17 protein-coding genes are annotated in these 19,164 nt (G+C 67.6%); 5 read left to right on the top strand and 12 right to left on the bottom strand.

The genetic code is table 11. The annotated features are described in order from the left end of the window. Positions 1-106: 106 nt before the first annotated feature. The 11 genes from ABD747_RS20375 to ddaH form a co-directional block, all read right to left on the bottom strand. Complete coding sequence (locus tag ABD747_RS20375; protein WP_344808052.1) at positions 107-1,039, bottom strand: glycosyltransferase family 8 protein; 933 nt, start codon at positions 1,037-1,039, stop codon at positions 107-109. Positions 1,040-1,079: 40 nt separating this feature from the next. After that, the gene (locus tag ABD747_RS20370; protein ID WP_344808050.1) at positions 1,080-2,552 is read right to left on the bottom strand and encodes a lipopolysaccharide biosynthesis protein; all 1,473 of its coding nucleotides are present in this window, start codon (positions 2,550-2,552) and stop codon (positions 1,080-1,082) included. 59 nt (positions 2,553-2,611) lie between these two features. Then, entirely contained in the window at positions 2,612-3,820 is a 1,209-nt protein-coding gene (locus tag ABD747_RS20365) for an acyltransferase family protein (protein WP_344808048.1), read from the bottom strand. 29 nt (positions 3,821-3,849) lie between these two features. Next, positions 3,850-4,785: a glycosyltransferase family 2 protein gene (locus ABD747_RS20360; protein ID WP_344808046.1), complete on the bottom strand. Its 936-nt coding sequence runs from the start codon at positions 4,783-4,785 to the stop codon at positions 3,850-3,852. Then, positions 4,782-6,584, bottom strand: a complete 1,803-nt coding sequence (locus ABD747_RS20355) for a glycosyltransferase (protein ID WP_344808044.1) — start codon at positions 6,582-6,584, stop codon at positions 4,782-4,784. Before ABD747_RS20355 ends, ABD747_RS20360 begins: the two co-directional genes overlap by 4 nt. Then, entirely contained in the window at positions 6,581-8,230 is a 1,650-nt protein-coding gene (locus ABD747_RS20350) for a WecB/TagA/CpsF family glycosyltransferase (RefSeq protein WP_344808042.1), read from the bottom strand. Before ABD747_RS20350 ends, ABD747_RS20355 begins: the two co-directional genes overlap by 4 nt. 45 nt (positions 8,231-8,275) lie before the next feature. Next, on the bottom strand, positions 8,276-9,310 hold the full coding sequence (locus ABD747_RS20345) for a hypothetical protein (protein WP_344808040.1): 1,035 nt from the start codon (positions 9,308-9,310) through the stop codon (positions 8,276-8,278). Beyond that, positions 9,307-10,488 (bottom strand): MFS transporter, encoded by a 1,182-nt coding sequence (locus ABD747_RS20340; protein ID WP_344808058.1) that lies wholly within the window; start codon positions 10,486-10,488, stop codon positions 9,307-9,309. Before ABD747_RS20340 ends, ABD747_RS20345 begins: the two co-directional genes overlap by 4 nt. A gap of 233 nt (positions 10,489-10,721) precedes the next feature. Further along, on the bottom strand, positions 10,722-11,297 hold the full coding sequence (locus ABD747_RS20335; RefSeq protein ID WP_344808038.1) for an acyltransferase: 576 nt from the start codon (positions 11,295-11,297) through the stop codon (positions 10,722-10,724). A 478-nt stretch (positions 11,298-11,775) separates the two neighbouring features. Beyond that, positions 11,776-12,999 (bottom strand): ornithine--oxo-acid transaminase, encoded by a 1,224-nt coding sequence (gene rocD / locus ABD747_RS20330; protein ID WP_425562562.1) that lies wholly within the window; start codon positions 12,997-12,999, stop codon positions 11,776-11,778. A 3-nt stretch (positions 13,000-13,002) separates the two neighbouring features. Further along, on the bottom strand, positions 13,003-13,884 hold the full coding sequence (gene ddaH, locus ABD747_RS20325) for a dimethylargininase (RefSeq protein WP_344808034.1): 882 nt from the start codon (positions 13,882-13,884) through the stop codon (positions 13,003-13,005). On the opposite strand from ddaH, the gene ABD747_RS20320 reads away from it, so the two are divergent. The 5 genes from ABD747_RS20320 (at position 13,883) to ABD747_RS20300 (ending at position 18,537) form a co-directional block, all read left to right on the top strand. Then, positions 13,883-14,377, top strand: a complete 495-nt coding sequence (locus ABD747_RS20320) for an Lrp/AsnC family transcriptional regulator (RefSeq protein WP_344808032.1) — start codon at positions 13,883-13,885, stop codon at positions 14,375-14,377. The two genes, ddaH and ABD747_RS20320, sit on opposite strands and share 2 nt — an antisense overlap. Before the next feature lie 294 nt (positions 14,378-14,671). After that, positions 14,672-15,568 carry a 3-methyl-2-oxobutanoate hydroxymethyltransferase gene (gene panB, locus ABD747_RS20315; RefSeq protein ID WP_344808030.1) on the top strand — a complete coding sequence of 299 codons (897 nt, stop codon included), beginning with the start codon at positions 14,672-14,674 and terminating at the stop codon, positions 15,566-15,568. Beyond that, complete coding sequence (gene panC, locus ABD747_RS20310; protein WP_344808028.1) at positions 15,565-16,482, top strand: pantoate--beta-alanine ligase; 918 nt, start codon at positions 15,565-15,567, stop codon at positions 16,480-16,482. Before panB ends, panC begins: the two co-directional genes overlap by 4 nt. Positions 16,483-16,505: 23 nt before the next feature. Further along, a complete protein-coding gene (locus ABD747_RS20305; RefSeq protein ID WP_344808026.1) occupies positions 16,506-17,339 on the top strand; it encodes a hypothetical protein in 834 nt (277 codons plus the stop codon). Positions 17,340-17,349: 10 nt separating this feature from the next. Next, a complete protein-coding gene (locus ABD747_RS20300; protein WP_344808024.1) occupies positions 17,350-18,537 on the top strand; it encodes a flavin-containing monooxygenase in 1,188 nt (395 codons plus the stop codon). On the opposite strand, the gene ABD747_RS20295 is transcribed toward ABD747_RS20300, so the two are convergent. Further along, positions 18,503-19,093, bottom strand: coding sequence for a mycothiol-dependent nitroreductase Rv2466c family protein (locus tag ABD747_RS20295; protein ID WP_344808022.1), 591 nt, complete (start codon positions 19,091-19,093; stop codon positions 18,503-18,505). The genes ABD747_RS20300 and ABD747_RS20295 overlap by 35 nt on opposite strands. Between the last annotated feature and the right edge of the window lie 71 nt (positions 19,094-19,164).

Below are 19,164 nucleotides of genomic sequence, written 5' to 3'. Positions count from 1 at the left end.
ACACCCTCACCGACACCTTCCCCACCGCCGACACCTACCACATCTACAAGATCAAACTCAGCTGAATCGTCATCAGCCGACCGCGGTGGGGCGATGTCGACCGGCCTCAGGCCGGCAGACGGCTTCGCCGATCTTGGGTCCAGCGACGGACGGCGCGAGCGGCCGCGGTCATCCGCCGAAGCAGTTCCGACGGGTCCTCGGCCGGAGGCGGACGCCATCCGCACCATGCGGTGCGGTCCAGGGCGGCTAGCCACCGCGACGTGGCGGGATGCGTGCTGCCGGGCATCCACGGCTTGTCTCTAAGTGTGTAATGCACAATCGCAGGAGCGATGACGGCGGCCTCAATCTCCTCACGCCATAATGCCCAAGCGAAGCTCGAGTGCAGTAGGTCCGGAGTCTGGACATTCCACTTTCGCGGAAGCTCGCGCCACCGCTCGGCCAGCACTACGTTCAACGCGTCCTGGTCACCCCAGCGCGCTCGGGCGCGACTGAGCAGGTCGAGGCACTTCTGACCCACGGTCTGAGATCGCCAAAGGCTCATATCGATCAGCAGAACGCCCGAGTTGAAGTAGGATGCACCGGGATTCAGCTCGAGCGCCTCCCAATCAGGCCCACAGACGCCGGCTGCCCAAGGTGACCACGCGTCGCGTACTGCGCCGAGGACTCGGCCATCCAAGGGCGTAGACCAGAGCTCGTCCAGGTCGGAGCACACAACCGTGTCCGAATCGACATAGATCACGCGTCGAACCGAAGGCGGAAGGACAGAACCCAACATCAGCCGGAACAGCGCGGCCGTGCTCAGGAACTCGGTGTTGTGCACCCCCACCAGGTCTTCCTCGTCGATCGAATACCAATGAACATCCAGCCCTGTCGATCCCAACTCGATGCGGCGCTTCAGGTCGTCATCGAACCCGGATTGGAGAACATGCACGGTCGTAGGCGTCGTCGCTGCTGTCGCTAGGCTCGCGACGGCCGTCGCGAGTGGCACCGCGAAGCCGGCGTCGGCGCATAGGGCAACATGAATCTGATCATTGCTCATTTTGGCTCCGAGCGTGGATATCGATTTAGGCACACATCCGTCATACTGTGATCTCCGGCGCAGCCTCGGACGGTGTGGTCTCGCTGGCCCAACCCCGCCCGGTTGTCCTCCGGACACGTTTTCGCATCATTGCTACCACGGCCTTCAGCGGCTCGGGTAGCAGCACACGGACAACTGCGAGGTGCGCCAAAACGATCGCCAATCCCACGAGCACCAGCGACAGGAGAGGCGCGATCCCGCGAGTTGCATACAGAACGGCCAACCCTACGGCACCGCTCATCGCGGCGGCGCATGCCGTCGGAATGAATGGCTTCAGAATCTGGCTGGTGGTCGTCTTAAGCAGTCGAGCCACCAAGAACCAGCGCACGACGGTAGCCAGCGCGGCGACGAACACAAAGCCCACCGAGACGCTAACCAGTCCGAAGCGGACCGTCGCCGCCGTCGTAGTCACCGTTAACGCATCGACTAGGATCGCATAGACGAGCCATCGGCCTGGCCGCCCGGTGCCGTAGAACAAGCCATTATCGAGAGACGCAGCGATGGTGAAGATGCCAGCAATCGCGAGAGCCCTAGAGGGGGCGACGCTCGCACCCCACTGCGGTCCGAACAACATAGGGATGATCAACGGCGCGGCGATTGCGATACTGACCATGATCGGAGTCACCAGGACGTACGTGATTTCCACCGCGCGACGATAGGCACTGATGAGACGGGTTGCCGCGTTGCGAACCTGCGCGAAGACCACGGTGGAAACCGGAACGACCGCCGCTGCGGAGAGGTCCTGTGCTGCCTGGATCAGACGCTGGGCGATGTTCAGATAACCCAGGCCTGTTACACCCAACACGGCGGTAACTATCGCCGTCTCCGCCCACACGCGAGCTAACGCTACGAACTCGATGGCGATCACGTTGACCCCGAAGCGAGCCATCTCCATGAACTGACGACGAGAGAACTCCCAGGTGGGCCGGAAACGAGAGAATACCCACGCCAGGGTTCCGACGACTGCCTGATTGACCAGTAGCTGAGCAACCAGTGCCCAGACCCCGAAGCCGGCAAGGGCCATCCCGATGGCGACAACTTGGCCCGCCCCGCCGGCGACAAAGGATTGGATAGCGAGAGACCGGAACGCGAGTCGTCGTCGTAGCAGAGCTGTCGGCACCGAGGATAGGGAAACGATAAGGATCGTCGGCGCAATCGCCATCAGCACGGGCGCGACTGCCGGCAGGTGAAATACCGACGCGATCAGCGGGGCTGTGCCCAGGACGATTGCACCCAGCACGACACCTGCGACGGCTGCATACCAAAACGCAGTGCTAAGTACCCGAGCGTCGATCTTCTCCACCTGAACGACATACGTCGAGAACCCCAGGTCAGCAAGAAGATAGATCACGGGCACAAAAGCCATGGCCACCGCGACCAGGCCGAAGTCCTGGGGTGTCAGTAGTCGCGCAAGGATAACAATAGTCAGCAGGCCACCGATGCGGACGGCCCACCGCTGGGCGACGCTCCACAAGACACCGGTCGTCGCGCGGTCGCCGAGAGAGCTTTCTGCGCGAACTGGTCGTCGCCTTTTCACGTCGCCTCCGAGCCGGGCATCGGGACTGCGGTTCGCGAAGGAGCACTTGACTGCTGGAGGCCGGCGGCCGCTGACCTGCGCTTCGATCCCCAGGCGCGCGCGAATCGGTGCGACGGACGCTCCACCAGCCGATAGAAGATCCAGCCGACGAGCACCGCCGCGACGAATGCGAGCGGCACCTCGAGCCACAGCGGGATGCGACCACCAGAGACGAAGGCGAGCCCAACAACGACGGGCTCCTGGGTCAGATACAGGCTGAAGGAGATTCCGCCGAGCCAGGCAATTGAGCGGTGACTAAGGAGCCGTCGGGCTGCCCGGCATCCGATCGCTACCCAGACGAGGCCCGCGGCACCTATAGACGCGATGGCGATCCACGCTCGGCGAGCTGGGTTGTTCAGGTCGACGCCGGCGACGATCCATGAGTTGGTGAGGAGGACGATCGACGCAGTCACTACGATGCCCCATGCGAAGGGCGGGATACGCGACGCCGCGTTCGACAAGGCGTCGAGGTTGTACGCCATCAACACACCGAGCGAGAAGACGCTGATGTACACGAGATCTGGATAGAACCATCCGACCAGAGGCCAGGCTGCGCAGAAGAGTAGGACGACGACCGCCTTGCCAAGATCCCAGCGACTGCACCACGCAGCCAGTATCAGGAAGATCGGAAGCAACAACGAGAACATCACCTCCCATCGCAGCGACCACAGAGAGGTGTTGAGGCCACCCCAGCCGGCCATCAGTGACGAACCCAGGAGGATCTGCATTGGCCCGGTCGGTTCGGACGCGTGGTGGTTCAGCCAGGGACTACCACCGGAGATGATCCGACGGTGGACGATCAGCGTGGTGATCCAGGCGAAGATCAGACTCGCAATGGCCGGCACGTACAGCCGGATCAATCGACGAGGATAGAAGACACGCCAGGAGGGGCCACGGCTTCGGGCGAACGGGAGCGCCAGCACGAATCCACTCAGCACGTAGAAGACCACCACAGCCTCTGACCCCGCCCACGCGACCCTGAGCGGGGTGTAGTTCAGGGCGTAAGCCCATGTCGACATCGGAGCGTTGTGGTCCAGCTTGTAGACCCTGCCGGCGCTTGCGTCCGAGATGACAATGTGAAAGACCACGACGACCGCTGCAGCCAGACCCCTCAGTCCGTCCAGCGACTCGAGACGCGCAGGCCGAGCACCGTCCGGCCGATCCACGAGGGGCCGCTTCGCAGGTGCGGATCGCGTCACCTCGACGCTCCGGATTCGTTCTTGATCGCCCACGGCGGCAGCGATCGGGATCCAACTGGGCGACCGAGCACAATGCTGCGCGCGGCGGCGCGATGGGCCGGGCTGACAGCGCGCAGCCCGTGTCCTGCGACCACTGCGACGCGAAAGGCTAGTTTGCTAGCAGCGCGACGACTAAACCTGTCAAAGTACCGGATACGATTCCGCGACATCAGGGCGAGCTGCCAATCGGAAAATCCGGAGCCTCCACCGTGATGCACAACCGTGGCGGCCGGTTCATACAGCACGGTGAAGCCAGCGTCACGGGCCCGACGCGCGTAATCGGTCTCTTCGGAATACAGGAAGTAGGTCTCGCTGTCCCAAGCACCGACGGCTTGGTCGCATGCACTCGAAACCACCCAGGCTGGGGCTCCGGCCCAATCGACCGTTTGGGGAACAGAGTAGCTAGCCGGTTCGCGGATAGTATCCGCGAGCGCGGCCGGGCGTCGAGGGAACCGCGCACCGAAGAGCGACTCACCGATTGCATTCAGCACGGTCGGCTCGCGCCGAAGATGAGTGAACAGTGTGCCTTCTTCGTCGATGACCCGCGGGGCGACGATGCCGACTGATCCTTCCAACGCCGCGACCAGAATCTCCAGACTGGCCCGCTCAAGCGTGAGATCAGGATTGAGGATCGCGAGATTGCCGGGACCCAGACGTTGACGGGCGACGTTGATGCCACCGGAGTAACCAAGGTTGACGCCGGTTTCGATCACGTCGACGGGGAAGCGCTTGGCGACTTCCACCGTTGCGTCGATTGAGCCATTGTCAACTAGCACCGTGCGCAGCACAAGTTGCCCGGCCGCCGCGGGCAACGACTCGAGCAGCGCCTCGATGTACTGCTCGCTGTTGTAGGTCACAATCGCGACGTTGAGCTGTCGCTCTTGGATCCTCACTGTGATGCCTCCTGGCTGCGGCGGCGCACGGCCAGCATCGACTTCACCCGATCCAGGCCGTCCTTACCGCCGATCACCATGATCATCCGCTTGATCGCTCCTCGACAGAGCTCACGACCGAATCGCGTTGGGCCATCGACAAGCCGATCTCTCGCCAGCGCACCGCGGTCGGGATGCGGCGCGTTCTCGACTAGCGTGCCGAAGCGCGAGACGAATGGGCCTGGGCACACCAGTCGTCCTCTGACTCGGTTGCTGACGTTGGTGTCGTGCACGACTTGGAGCCACGCAGGAGCACCACCAAGGTGCACAGCGGGCATACTCTCGGGCAGCAGGTTGTGCCAGTTGGACCAGCAGGTCTGCAAGGCGTCCCAGGACTCGCGGACGGAGCAGAAGGCGTTCACTCGATCCTTACGGAGATAGAGACCCTTGGGGCTGAGTATCAGGCCGTTCGAGAGGTATATGGCTGTCCGCGGCCCACGCGCCGACGCCCGATGGAGCAGTTCGACGAAGTCGACGGCCAGTCCATCGTCGTTGTCAACATTTGTTGTGATCACATCTCTATGCCGACGATCGAGCAGCCGGCCGGCATCGGCCATGATGTCCGCGGCAGACACCGTCTCGCGAAATATGGGTTTGAACAACCCCTCGCGCTCGTACGGCGCAATCCACTCCATCAGCCACTCTGGACTCTCGGGGTCGAAGTAGACGAACCACTCGAAACGGCGCAACGTCTGCGCGCGGACCGACGGCACGGTGTAGGTCTCGAACAACGCAACCCGGTCACGGAGCCAGTTGTCCTGAGCACGGACCAAGCGCTCGACACCGGTCGAGGGTAGGTTGAACCGTGTCAGCAAGATGTGGTCGGCCGTCGGCCGGGGATCGCTGATCGGCCGGGCAGCGCTCTTGGCGATATGGGGTGCGACCATCTGGCGGGAGGAGTCGTCGCGCTCCCAAACCGTTGCGCGCCGCCCACCGACCCGGGCCACGGTCACCATCGCAGCGTAAACGGCCGCGTCCACAACGTCGCCTGGCCGGCGGCACGCAGATATCAACTGCCGAAAGCTATCTGCGCTACTCCCCGACTGCTCCGCCGTGCCGAGCAGCGCGGTCACCTCTCGGTTGCCCCGATACGTCCGTCGCAAGACAGCCACCAACTGGGCGGTGCTGCGCGGAGTCCGTACCAGGACCGGCTCAACGTTGAGAACGACCTTCTCGTCCGCGCTGAAGAGGGTGTCGATGTACAGGTCGTCGGCGGTGATGCTAGGGAACTTGTCGAACCGCGACCGACCTGCCGCACTGGTGCCATACACGCCAGCGCCCCATAGGTGTTTGGCGGTGATTCCAGTCCGCTGGCGAGCACGGTAGAACGCTCGGACCGGCGCGGTCGCCCCATCGGTGTTGTACCGAAGCGCCGGACGGCCGGCCAGCGCTCCGGATCCGTCCAGCGCAGAGATGACGGTGTCGACCGACCCTGGCGAAATCTCGACATCGGCGTCGAGGTAAATCCGGACGCCTGCCACGGCGACCGCATCCCCGGCGTTCAAAGCACCTGCCTTCGACCCGTGCGCTATCTCGATCACCTCGACACCGGCGTAGCTTCGTGCGACTTCCGCGGTATCGTCCGAGCAACCGTTGCAAGCGACGATCAATTGCCACCGTCCCTCACGGGCTCCCGGAGCCAACGCGCTAAGCAGGCGACCGACTACCGCCGCTTCGTTGTTAGCCGGAATGATGATGGACGCCGAGACCGCAGCCTCGCGCACAGCTCCGGCAGAGGAGTCGGATACAACCGATGTCATCGTCGTGTCCTCGGGGGCAACAGCAAGCGAGCGTTGGATCCACGCCTCATCGTTGCCATTGGCTCGAACCACACGTTGCCGCCATGCGACGTTGCACGAGCTATGTAGTCGTTGACCACCTCGAGTCCGTCTCCGGGTCGCCAGTCGCCGACCCGATGGTCAACGTTCCAGGGCACCATCAAGGCAAGCTCGTTCGCACCGTCGGCCGGATGTGCATATCGATAGCTCCTCGCCTGCCAGACCGTCCCGCTGATCCAACCCGGCCGATTTCTCAGCCCGTCGACAAAGATGGCGTCACCGACTGTCCGCATCGGCGAATGAGCACGCATGAGTGTTGGTTCGACCCATCCACCCCGGTCCAACAGCCGCGGAAGCGCCCCTACTACATCGTCGTGGAGCAGCCGCTGTGCAAGTGCCCGCAGAGAACCTCTTTCAACCAGCAGACCCGCGCCCAGGATGAGCACGCTCTGCGCCTCGCCGAGGGCCCGTCGTCCCTCGTTGATCTGTTGTCCTATGTCTCGTCGAGCAGAAGTGCGTACTACAACGACATCGCTCTCGACATCGACGGGGTCGTCAGGACCGACCACGACGACCACACTCAGGCGTTGCGACGATAGTTCATCCCGCAGCGAGTCGATCTGGCTACCTAGTGCGTCCAATCCACCCACGATCACAACTCCGACGTCCGGACGGGTGCCAGGTTCAGCGAACCGCCTCGCCCCGACGGCTCTGAAGCGATGCTTGGTCGGCGTTGAGGTGTCCGGAAAATACGTGGTCGGCAACACGGCGAAGCTGTCCCGTTGCAACGCAACATACGCCGGCGGTCCCTGGATCAAATATCGACGTGCCAAACGTCTCGGCTCGGCGGCGAGACGCCAAGCCCATTCCAGGCCGTGATCAGCAATCCATCGTGGCGCCCGATCGACGCGACCTGCGAGGAAGTCGACGACCGCTCCAAAGGCAAGACAAACGGCAGCCCCGGACTCGGCGCCATACTCTGCGATCCAACGCTCTTGGCGGGGCTTGCCCAAGCAGACCGCTAGCACGTCGACCGCGTTACGCTTCACCTCGGCAGCCAGAGCCGAGGCTCGGCCGGGATCATCGAGGTCCGATCGCGTAGGCGCCCAATAGCCGGCGACACGCAGGTCGGGCCACCGCTTCTTCATCACCGGGCTCAGTAGGTCGTGAGTCTCTGGCGCTCCGCCCAGGAAGCCGACACTCAAGCCACGTTTCTCAGCCTGGTCGAGGATGGGCTCGATCAGATCGCTGCCGGCCAATCGCGGCCATGGTCGCCCTGTCAACTCGCCCGCTCGACGTACAAGCGGCGCACCGTCCAAGAGAGCCAGCCACCGTGCGTGACCAGTCATGGACAGGTTGAGCACGGCTGTGCGTTCGAGTCGAGCAGTCGTTCGGCCCGAACCGAAATGATGGACGTGGTCGAGATTGATCGACACCACGCCGAGGACCTGGCCATCCGGGTTCTCGGCGTGATCCATGATCAGGCCGAGCGCATCGTCGACATCGAACAAGTCCGTCGTCGCCCCCGCTAGTTGCACACGCGGCCAGTCCAAGGGCAACTGACGTTGCGGACGTTCGATTCGCTCGAAGAGTTCCAGATGATCGTGTGGGGAATCACTGATGGTCATTGAGCAAGCCCTCCTGACGTGGAGTCGGGCACACGTGGTGCATGGTCATGGCCTCACCACCGCGGGTGAGGAGGCGTCTTCGATGAAGACGCTCGGCTGGCCGGTGCCGTCGGCGGGCACCTGCCAGATGTCGGTGCTCGTGCTGCCGGCGCCGTCGCGCGGCAGCTGGTAGAGCAGGTGGTCGGCGTCGAGCCACTCCATTTGGTCGTCGACGCTGCGCTGCTCGGCCAGCACGGTTTCCTTGCCTGACTTCAGATCCAGCACCGCGAGGTGCCAGACGCCGAGCTTGGCACCGAGCCGCTTCTTGTAGGCGATCTTGGTGCCGTCGGGCGAGAGCGACGGGCACTCGGCGTCGGTGCGGAGTCCCGTCATCGTCTTGGCGCGGAGCGAGCCGCGGACCAGCCAGGTCGTGTTGCCCGAGGCTGCGGTCGCGTAGAACGTGTCGTCGTCGGCGGCGAAGGTGACGCCCCAGAAGTTGCGGTCGACGGCGGTCAGCTTGCTGCCGTCCGGCAGCGTGGTGGTGAAGTTCTCGATGTTGCCGAGGCTCACGCCGTCGCGCCGGATGATCGTCTCGGTGGAGAACTTGCCGTCGCCATAGGAGTGGCCGCCGACGAAGGTCGTGGTGGACACCAGCGAGCTGTCGCGCGACATCCTGGTCCGGCTCGGCAGCCCCACCAGCGGGGACGAGGCCACCGGCTGGAGCCGGGAGTTCAGGCTGACCAACGCGTACGTCGGCACCAGCCCGCGCTTCGGTGCGAGGCAGACACCGCCGCCCGCGGTCGCATAGGTCCGCTCGCACAGTTGTTGGCCGACGGCGCGCGGTCCGTCCGGTGCGCGCAGCGTCGACACGGCCACCATGCCGAAGCCGGCACCCGGTTGGGCGTTGCGGAAGACCACGTGCGGCTGCGCGAGCGCGGCACCCAGATCCAGCTGGGCCGTCGACTCCGACCCTCCCGGAGTCGGTTCGACGACCGAGCCGACCGCGGCGGAGTGCTTCGCCCACACCAGGTATCCGGCGGCCAGCCCGAAGCAGACCACCGACACCGACACCAACACCGAGATCCGGCCCGGCCTGTTCACGCCGCACCGCCCACGAGACTCGACCCGTCCGGGCGACGCACGCGCAACAACCAGGCGGCGATCGGGATCGCCACGGCCAGGCCGATCGCCATCACGACCAAGGCGGTCGATACGCCGGTGAACTGCCAGAGCACACCGAAGCCGACCGATGCCGCGAAGCGGGACAGCGCGACCGCGGTCTGCGCCGCCGAGATCCCCCGCGACCGGGACACCTCGGGCACGGCTCGGGCGGCGAGCGCCGCCAACACCCCGTCGGTGCAGGCATAGAACGCGCCGAGCAAGAGCAGCGTCCCGATCGTGCGGGCGAGGTCCGGCAGCGCGGACAGCGCGACCAGATAGGCCAGCAGCAGGACGACGTACCCGCCGACGAACACGCGCCCGCGGCCGACCCGGTCGGCGAGGCGGCCGAACGGTACGGCCAGCGCGAGATAGGCGGCGTTGGTGCCGACGAACAGCAGTGGGAAGTACTGTGCGCCGAGGTTTCCCGTTTGCGCCAACGCCAGATAGAGGAAGCCGTCGCCGACGGTCAGCAGGCCGAGCACCCCGGCCGCGAGCACGAGCCGGCGCAGTTCCGGTCGGGCGAGATCACGCCAGGCGCCGCGGCTGGCGGTGCGCGCCTCCGCTCGGGTGGACGGCTCGGCGGCGGTTCGCAGGTTCGGCACCAACACGGCGAGCACCACGACGCCGACCACCGCGAAGGCGGCGCTCATGACGAACACCGATCGATAGCCGCCCAGGCCCACCGGGATCAGCGCGATCACGGCGAACGCCAGCAGCGGGCCGGCCAGGGCACCCGCGGTGTCCAGCGCCCGATGGACACCGAAGTTCCGGCCGAGCTGGTCCGGCGGCGCGGCGGTCGCGATCAGCGCGTCGCGAGGACCGGTCCGCAGTCCCTTGCCCAGCCGGTCGACGGTCACCGCGCCGGTGATGCCGGCGAAGGAGGTCGTGAACAGCATCGCGATCCGCGACAGCGCCGAGCCGGCGTAGCCGGTGAACGCGACCCACTTGGGGCGCCGGGACGAGTCGGCCCACCAGCCGCCGAGCATCCGGACCAGCGCCGAGACACCCTGGTAGATGCCGTCGATGAAGCCGTACGCCAGCGGGCTCATGCCGAGCACGGCCGTGATGTAGAGCGGCAGGATCGCCGACACCGACTCCGAGGAGACGTCGGTGAGCATGCTGACCACGCCGAGGGCGATCACCGTCCGGGCGACGGCGTGCCGCTTCCGCCGGGGGGTTTGCCCTTCGACAGGCTGAGTGCGCCCTTCGACAGGCTCAGGGCACGTTTGTGAGTGCTCAGGGCCAGTTTCGACAGGCTCAGGGCGCCCTTCGACAGGCTCAGGGCTCGTTCCCGGGTGCTCGGGGCGCGTCCGGGGGGATCCGCGCAGCGTGACGTACACGAGTTGGTCCCTCAGGCGACCTGCTCGCGCACGACGTCGCCGTCGAGTGCGAAGGAGCGTCCGCAGGTGCAGTCCAGCGACTCGGGCAGCCGGAGACCGCACCAGCACGCCCAGCCGATCTGCCGAGCCGGATTGCCGACCACGAAGGCATGCGCGGGTACGTCCTTGGTCACGACAGCGCCGGCGCCGACGAACGCGTACTCCCCGATGGTCACCCCGCACACCACGGTCACTCGGGCGCCCAGCGTCGCGCCCCGCTCGACCACCGTAGGGAGCAGCTCGTCGCCGCCCCGCTTGACGTGGGCCCGCGGGTTCAGGTCGTTGGTGAAGGCGACCCCGGGGCCGAGGAAGACGTGGTCGCCGACGGTCACGCCGTCGAAGATCATCACCTGGTTCTTGACCGTGACCCCGTCACCGAGGACGGCGCCGCCCTCGACGTAGGCCCCGTCGCAGATGTTGCAGTTCTGCCCCACCCGGGCACCGGGCAACACGTGGGCGAACGCCCAGACTCGCGTGCCGTCACCGACGGACTCGCTCTCGCAGAGCCCCTGGGCATGCACGAACACCCCACCACGCTGCGTCCCCACGACGCCACCCCATCCCCGATGATGGTGCCACTCCCCACCGCGGCGTCGCCGGCGTCGGCGTTGGGGGAACACCGTCTTGCCCCATTACAGCGATGCCCATTCTGCACATTCGAAGGACGGCCGGCTGGGAATACGTGAAATTTGGATCACGTTCGTGATTTCGTCACCTGGCGGTAAATCCCGAAAGTCGTCGACGTCGGCGAAGGCAAGCACTTATGTGCTTCGCCTGCCGCCGGCTGGAGCGATCTTCCTGGTCAGGGCAGCATCAGCCAGTTAGTCTGGCTATCCAGCACATATTCAACTTTACATTCGACGTCGGACGAAAAAGAATCACCCGGACGGTCGCGGGGAATTCACCCGCACCTCGCCAATGCACGCACGAATAGCCGATAAACACGCCGAACACACCGGCCGCGCACGGAAGCTATCACAGCCGCGAAGGCCCCGCAGGGAATCCGCGGAAATCGTGCCGACCGGCTCAGCTCAACTCGGCGACGACCGCCTCCAGCTGGTCCAGCCCGCGGTCCAGCTGAGTCTCGGTGATCACGATCGGCGGGGCCAACCGGATGGTCGAGCCGTGGGTGTCCTTGGCGAGCACGCGCCGCTCGGCCAGCCGCTCGCAGACCTCGCGGCCGCTGGCCAGGGTGGGGTCGATGTCGACTCCCGCCCACAGACCGCGGCTGCGGTAGCCGACGACGCCGTGCCCGATCATGCCCTGCAACCGCCGGTCCATCTGCGCGCCGAGGTCGATGGCGCGCTGCTGGTATTCCCCGGTCGCGAGCAGCCGCACCACGGCGCGGCCGACCGCGCACGCCAGCGGGTTGCCGCCGAAGGTGCTGCCGTGCTGCCCGGGCTTGAGCACGCCGAGGATGTCCCGGTTCGCCAGCACGGCCGAGACCGGCACGATGCCGCCGCCGAGCGCCTTGCCGAGCAGGTAGACGTCGGCCTCGACCCCCTCGTGCTGGCAGGCGAGGGTCGCGCCTGTCCGGCCGAGACCGGACTGGATCTCGTCGGCGATGAACAAGACGTTGCGTTCTGCGGTCACCCGGCGGACGCCGGCCAGGTAGCCGGCCGGCGGGATCAGCACCCCGGCCTCGCCCTGGATCGGCTCCAGCAGCACCGCCACGGTGTCGTCGTCGATGGCCGCCTCCAGTGCGGCCACGTCGCCGTAGGGGACGGTGACGAAGCCCGGTGTGTACGGCCCGTAGTGGTCGTGCGCCACCGGGTCGTCGGAGAAGCTGATGATGGTCGTGGTCCGCCCATGGAAGTTGCCGGCGGCCACGATGATCTTGGCCCGGCCGTCGCGGACGCCCTTGACCTCGTACCCCCACTTGCGGGCCACCTTGATGCCGGACTCCACCGCCTCGGCGCCGGTGTTCATCGGCAACATCATCTCCTTGCCGATCAGCGCACACAGTTCCTCGGCGAACGGCGAGAGCTGGTCGTGCAGAAAGGCCCGTGAGGTCAGCGTGACCCGCTGCAGCTGGGCCTGCGCAGCGGCCACGAGGTCTGGGTGGCCGTGGCCGAAGTTCGCCGCCGAGTACGCCGCCAGGAAGTCGAGGTAGCTCCGGCCGTCGGCGTCGGTCAGCACCGCGCCCTCGCCGCGGGCGACCAACACGTCGAGCGGGTGGTAGTTGTGCGCCAGGTGATCGCCCGCCGGCGCGGCGACGACGGCGGAATCGGGGTCGGCCATGAGGGTCATTGTTCAGCTCTCCTTGTCGGCGCGGGCATAACGGAGCTCCTGGGTGCAGCACTTGACACTGCCGCCGCCCTTGCGGAGCTCGCTGAGATCGATCGGGACGACCTGGTAGCCGGCGTTGGTCAGCTCGCCGGCCAGCTGGTCCGCCCCGACGGGCAGGAAGACGTGGTAGCCGTCGCTGACGGCGTTCAACCCGAACGCGTACGCGTCCGCCGAGGTCGGGATGATCGCGTCCGGGAAGTGCCGCTCCAGCGTCCGCCGCGCACCCGCACCGAACGCGGGCGGGTAGTACGCGATGTGGTCGGACTCGTCGTCGAGCACCGTGAGCGCGACGTCGAGGTGGTAGAAGCGCGGATCGACCAGCTCCAGACCGATCACCTTCCGGCCTGTCACGGCGGCCAGCTCGCGGTGCGCCGCCTTGCTGGTCCGGAACCCGTAGCCGGCCAGGATCGTGTCCGACAGCACGGCGAAGTCCCCCTCGGCCTCGTTGACGCACCCGGGCTGCACGATCAGGCCGTCTGCGCCCTCGCCGTGATGGGTCGCATGCCAGGCGGCGTGCACACCCGACTCGGCGGCGCGCTCGACGTTGGCGAACCGGGCGATCAGCACCCGGCCGTCCACCATCGTCGCCCCGTTGGCGGCGAACACCTCGTCTGGCAGATCGGGCGAGGCCGGCAACAGCTCGACCCGGTGGCCGGCGGCGCGATAGGCCGCGACCAGCTGCTCCCACTGGCTGATCGCCAGCGCCGTGTCCACCGGGATGCTGGCATCCATCCAGGCGTTGATCTCGTAGCGCACGTCGAAATAGGTGGGCGGGCACATCAGGAAGCTGCGCGTCCGGGGTCGCCGGAGCGACGCGTGGGCAGGCGTCACCTCGAGACTCGTCATGTCGTCAAGGGTAGGATTTGCCTTACGCAAACTACACAGTCAAACGTACGAAGTCATGGAGATTGCTTTGCGTCTTGACGACATAGATCACAAGATCATTGCGCGACTCTCGGACAATTCCCGAGAGAGCTATGCGTCCATCGGGAGCATGGTCGGGCTGTCCACCGCCGCGGTCAAACGGCGGGTCGACCGGCTTCGGGCCGACGGTGCCATCCGGCGGTTCACGATCGAGGTCGAGCCCGCCGCCCTGGGCTGGACGATCGAGGCGTTCGTCGAGCTGTACTGCGAGGGCAGGGTGCCGCCGGACCGGATGCGCGAGATGGTGACCAGCATTCCGGAGGTCACCCGGGCCTACACGGTGACCGGCGAGGCGGACGGCATCTTGGTGGTCCGGGCCGAGGACGCGAGTCACTTCGAGCGGGTGCTCGGTGTGATCCGGAACTACCCCGGAGTGAGCCGCACCCGGAGTGCCCTGGTGCTCTCCGAGCTCTGAGCCCGAGCCGTGCGCAGTGCCGGCGACCGGGCCCGCACGGTGAATCGTTATCCAAGTCAGCCATCCGCCCGGACTACTGGCCGCCGGTGATGCGTTAAGTTGGCAGACGGACACTTTCCGTTCCGGGCCAGCGGCCGGTACAGAGGCCGGCCCGCCCGGTGGTGAGCCTCGGTGCTGCCGCGGCGCGTCTGAAGTAAGGCGGTTCTCTCGTGTTGCGATCCACGTCCGCAGGACGGATCGACTCCCCGGCCCAGGCCGTCGGCCTCGATCCGTTCCCCTCGGGGTGGCTGAGCCGTGGCTGAGCCGACTCCGCAGCAACCCAAGCGCATCCGCACCCTCGACCTGCAGGCGGCGAAGCGGCGCGGCGAGCGCTGGGCCATGCTGACCAGCTACGACCAGTACACGGCGGCGCTGTTCGACGCGGCCGGGGTCAAGGCGCTGCTGGTCGGCGACTCCGCCGCCAACAACGTCCTCGGCTACGAATCCACGCTGCCGATCACCGTGGACGAGCTGATCCCGCTCGCCCGGTCGGTGGTCGGCGCCACCCAACGTGCCTTCGTGGTGGCCGATCTTCCCTTCGGCTCCTACGAGGAGGGGCCGACCCAGGCGCTGCGGACCGCTGTCCGGTTCATGAAGGAAGCGCGCGTGCACGGGGTCAAGCTGGAGGGGGGCGTCCGCGTCGCCGACCAGATCCACGCCATCACCCAGGCCGGCATCCCGGTGATGGGCCATATCGGCTTCACCCCGCAGAGCGAGCACGCGCTCGGTGGCTACAAGGTGCAGGGTCGCGGCAGCGACCGGGACAAGATCATGGCCGACGCCAAGGCGGTCGCCGAGGCGGGCGCCTTCGCCCTGGTGCTGGAGATGGTCCCGGGCGCGGTGACCAAGGTGATCACCTCCGAGCTGCACATCCCGACCGTAGGGATCGGTGCCGGACCCGACTGCGACGCCCAGGTTCTGGTCTGGCAGGACGCGCTCGGCCTGCGGACCGGCTACCTGCCCAGGTTCGTCAAGCAGTACGCGAACCTCGCCGAGGTCATCGGCGAGGCGGCGGCGACGTACGTTGCGGAGGTCGAGGCGGGCACCTTCCCGGCCGAGCAGCACACGTTCTCGGCGGAGGTGCCGCACCCACCGGGTCAGGTGCCCCATCCGCCGACCGTCCAGCCGCCGCGCCCGGGAGAGCGCCGATGATCATCGCCCGTGGTCTGGACGAGATCGACCTCGCCCGGGCCCAGTTGGCCGCGGCCGGGCGCAGCGTCAGTTACGTGCCGACGATGGGCGCGCTGCACGACGGGCACCGCTCGTTGATCGCCCTGGCCCACGAGTACGGCGACGCGGTCATCGTGAGCATCTTCGTCAACCCCCTGCAGTTCGGCCCGGACGAGGACTACGCCCGTTATCCGCGTCAGCTGGAGGTCGATCTGGAGGTGTGCCGGGACGCCGGCGTGGACGTGGTGTTCACCCCGAGCGTTTCCGACCTCTATCCGGCCGGACGCCAGGTCACCGTCAGCGCCGGCGCCATCGGGTCGATCCTGGAGGGTGCCTCCCGGCCCGGTCACTTCGACGGCGTGCTGACCGTGGTGAGCAAGTTCTTCAACATCGTTCGCCCCGACGTGGCGATCTTCGGCAAGAAGGATGCCCAACAGCTGGCCTGCATCCGCCGGATGGTCACCGACCTGAACTCCCCGGTCCGGATCGTCGGCGCGCCGATCGTCCGGGAGCCAGACGGCTTGGCGCTGTCCAGCCGCAACCGCTACCTCACCCAGGCCGAGCGGACCTCGGCGCTGTCGCTCTCCCAGGCCATGATCGCCGCCACCCAGCAGCCGACGCCCGCCGCGGCGCTGCACGCCGCGGGCGCGACCCTCGCCGCCGAGCCGGCGGTCCAGGTCGACTACCTGAGCCTGGTGCAACCCGGGTCCCTCGCCGAGGTGCCGGCGGACTACACCGGGCCCGCGGTGATCCTGGTGGCCGCGCGGGTCGGTACGACCCGGCTGATCGACAACGCCGACCTGGTCTTCGCGCCCCGGCCGGAACCGGACCCGATCGCGGAGCCAGCCGCCGGCAGGGCGCCCGGCGACCCGGCCCCCGCGCCGGCCGCCGTCTGAGTCAGGCGAGGGGGCCTGACCCGGTGGATCTGGACGCGGCGATCGACCAGGTCTATGCCGCCACGCCCGAGGAGTTCATGTCCGTCCGGACCGCGCTCGTCGCCGAGGCCCGGCAGGCCAAGGACCGCGACCTCGCCAAGGCGATCGGCGCACTGCGCAAGCCCACCCGCAGCGCCTGGATGATCAACCTGCTCGCCCGCGAAGCCGCCGAGGAGGTCGGCGGCCTGCTCGACCTGGGCGCAGCGCTGCGCGAGGCGCAGCAGAACCTGTCCGGCCCGGAGCTGCGGCGGCTCTCCGGTGAACGCCAGAAGGCGGTGGCCGCGCTGGCCAGACGGGCCGGCACGCTGGCCGTCGAGAACGGCCACAAGGCCACCGACGCCCAGCTGCAGGAGGTCAGCCAGCACCTGCAGGCCGCGCTGGCCGCGCCGGAGCTCGCCGAGGACGTACGCGCGGGGCGGGTGGCGCAGATCGTCACCTTCGGCGGCTTCGGGCCGTGGGACGCGGGGGCGGCGGCCGCCTCGCCGGCAGCGCCGGCCGAGCCAGCGGAGCAGTCGCAGCCGAGCGAGCAGGACGCGGCGCCGGCAGGGCCGAGCGCGGAAGAGCTCCAGCAGGCTCGGGATCGGTGGAAGCGGACCCGCGCGGACGTACACGAGGCCGAGGAGGCGCTGGCCGAGGCGACCGGACGCGCGGAATCGGCGGCGGAGGCGGTGCAACGGCTGCGGGCCGAGCTGGCCGAGGCCGAACGGACCGACCGCGCGGCGGACCATGATCGTCAACAGGCGGAGCAGCGGCTGGCCGGCGCCAGGGCGGAAGCCGAGATTGCCGAACGCGACCTCGAGGAGCTGCTCGATGCCTGATGATGATCTTGTGCCAACGACACACCTGCCGACGGTGGTGATCGGCGGTGGTCAGTCGGGGCTCGCCATGGGCTATCACCTGCGCCGGACTGCCGAGCCGTTCGTCATCCTCGACGCCGAGGAGCGGACCGGTGACACCTGGCGCCGGCGTTGGGACTCGCTGCGGCTGTTCAGCCTGCCGCGCTACGCAAGCCTGCCCGGGCTGCCGATCACGACGCCGAGCTATCCGACCAAGGACCAGGTCGCGGACTACCTGGAGCGCTACGCCGAGCACTTCCAGCTGCCGATCCGGCGGAACACCCGGGTCCGCCGGCTGAGCCGCGACGCGGATCGCTTCGTGATCGAGACGCCCCGCGAGACCTTCACCGCCGATCGGGTGGTGGTGGCCACCGGATCCCTGGTCCGATCCGAGCGACCGGCGTTCTCCAGGTTGCTCGACCCTGAGATCGCCCAGCTGGACGCGTCGGGCTATCGCTCGCCGGCGGGCCTGGAGGGCGAGGTGCTCGTCGTCGGTGCCGGCACTGCCGGCTCCGACGTGGCGATCGACGTCGCCCGGGCGGGCCTGCCGACCGTGCTGGCCGGGCCGCATCCGGGCCAGCTGCCGCTGGCGCTGGACTCGCTGCTCGTCCGCGCGGTGATGCCGCTGGTGATGTTCGGCTTCCTGCACGTGCTCACCCTGGGCAACCCGGCCGGTCGCCATCTGCACCGCCGGCTGCTGCGCCGCGGCACGCCGCTGATCCGCTACCGACGCCGCGACCTCGTGGCCGCGGGAGTGCGCCGGACCGGTCTGATCACCGACGTGGTCGACGGCCTGCCGCGGGCCGAGGACGGGACGGTGTTCCGGCCGCGCACGGTGATCTGGTGCACCGGCTTCCGGCCCGAGCACTCCTGGATCGACCTGCCGATCTTCGATCCGTACGGCCAGGTCCAGCAGGTCCGCGGAATCACCGCCGTTCCCGGGCTGTACTTCCTCGGACTGTCCTTCCAGTACAGCGTTTCCTCGGCCGCCCTGCACGGCCTCGACCGCGACGCGCGCCATCTGCTGCGAGACATCCGGCGGGAGCGGTCGGGACGGACGGTCGGTCTCGGGCCGGCCCGCTCACCGGCCCGGACGCGCCCCGATCAGCTCAGAAAGGGCGAGCAGCTCAGAAAGGTCGATCAGCTCAGAAAGGCTGCCGGGCGCGCTTCAGCTCCCTGAACGCCGGCACCTGGGAGAGGGCGAGCACGGCGTCGAGCAGCTTGTCGGCATCGTCGCCGGTGGGGATCGGGACCACGATCGGGCCGAAGAAGCCCGGCCGGCCATCGACGGCGAGGACCGGGCTGCCCGTCTCCTGACCGACGCTGGCCTGGGCCCGGGCATGACTCTCGGCCAGGGCGGCGGCGATGTCGGGCGCGCGACTGTCCTCGATCAGGTGCGCCGGCAGCCCGTCGTCGGCCAGCGCCGCCTTCACGGTGGCCTCGTCGGGCTGCTGGTTGCTGTCGTGCAGCCTGGTGCCGATCGCGGTATAGGCGGCGGCCAGTGCGGCATTGCCGTGCCGCTGCCGGACCGTCTCCAAGACGAGCCCGACGGTGCGCAACGCCTCCATCGGAGCCCGCGACTCCGCCGGGACCTCCTTGTCCTTGTTGAGCTCCCAGAGGCTCATCAGCTGCCAGTTCACCTCGATCCCGCGGCGCGCGGAGACGTCGGAGAGCCAGCGGCTCGTGCGCCAGGTGAAGGGGCATCCGGGATCGAACCAGAAGTCGACGGTGGGCACCCGGCCACGCTATCCCGACCGGCCGCGGCGCCGGACGGCTGATCCGGCGGATGTCGCTCAGCGACCGCGGA

Source organism: Microlunatus ginsengisoli, assembly GCF_039537205.1.
Lineage (GTDB): Bacteria > Actinomycetota > Actinomycetes > Propionibacteriales > Propionibacteriaceae > Microlunatus > Microlunatus ginsengisoli.
The sequence above is the reverse complement of the archived record's forward strand: the minus strand, read 5'-3'. Positions and strand labels throughout refer to the sequence as shown.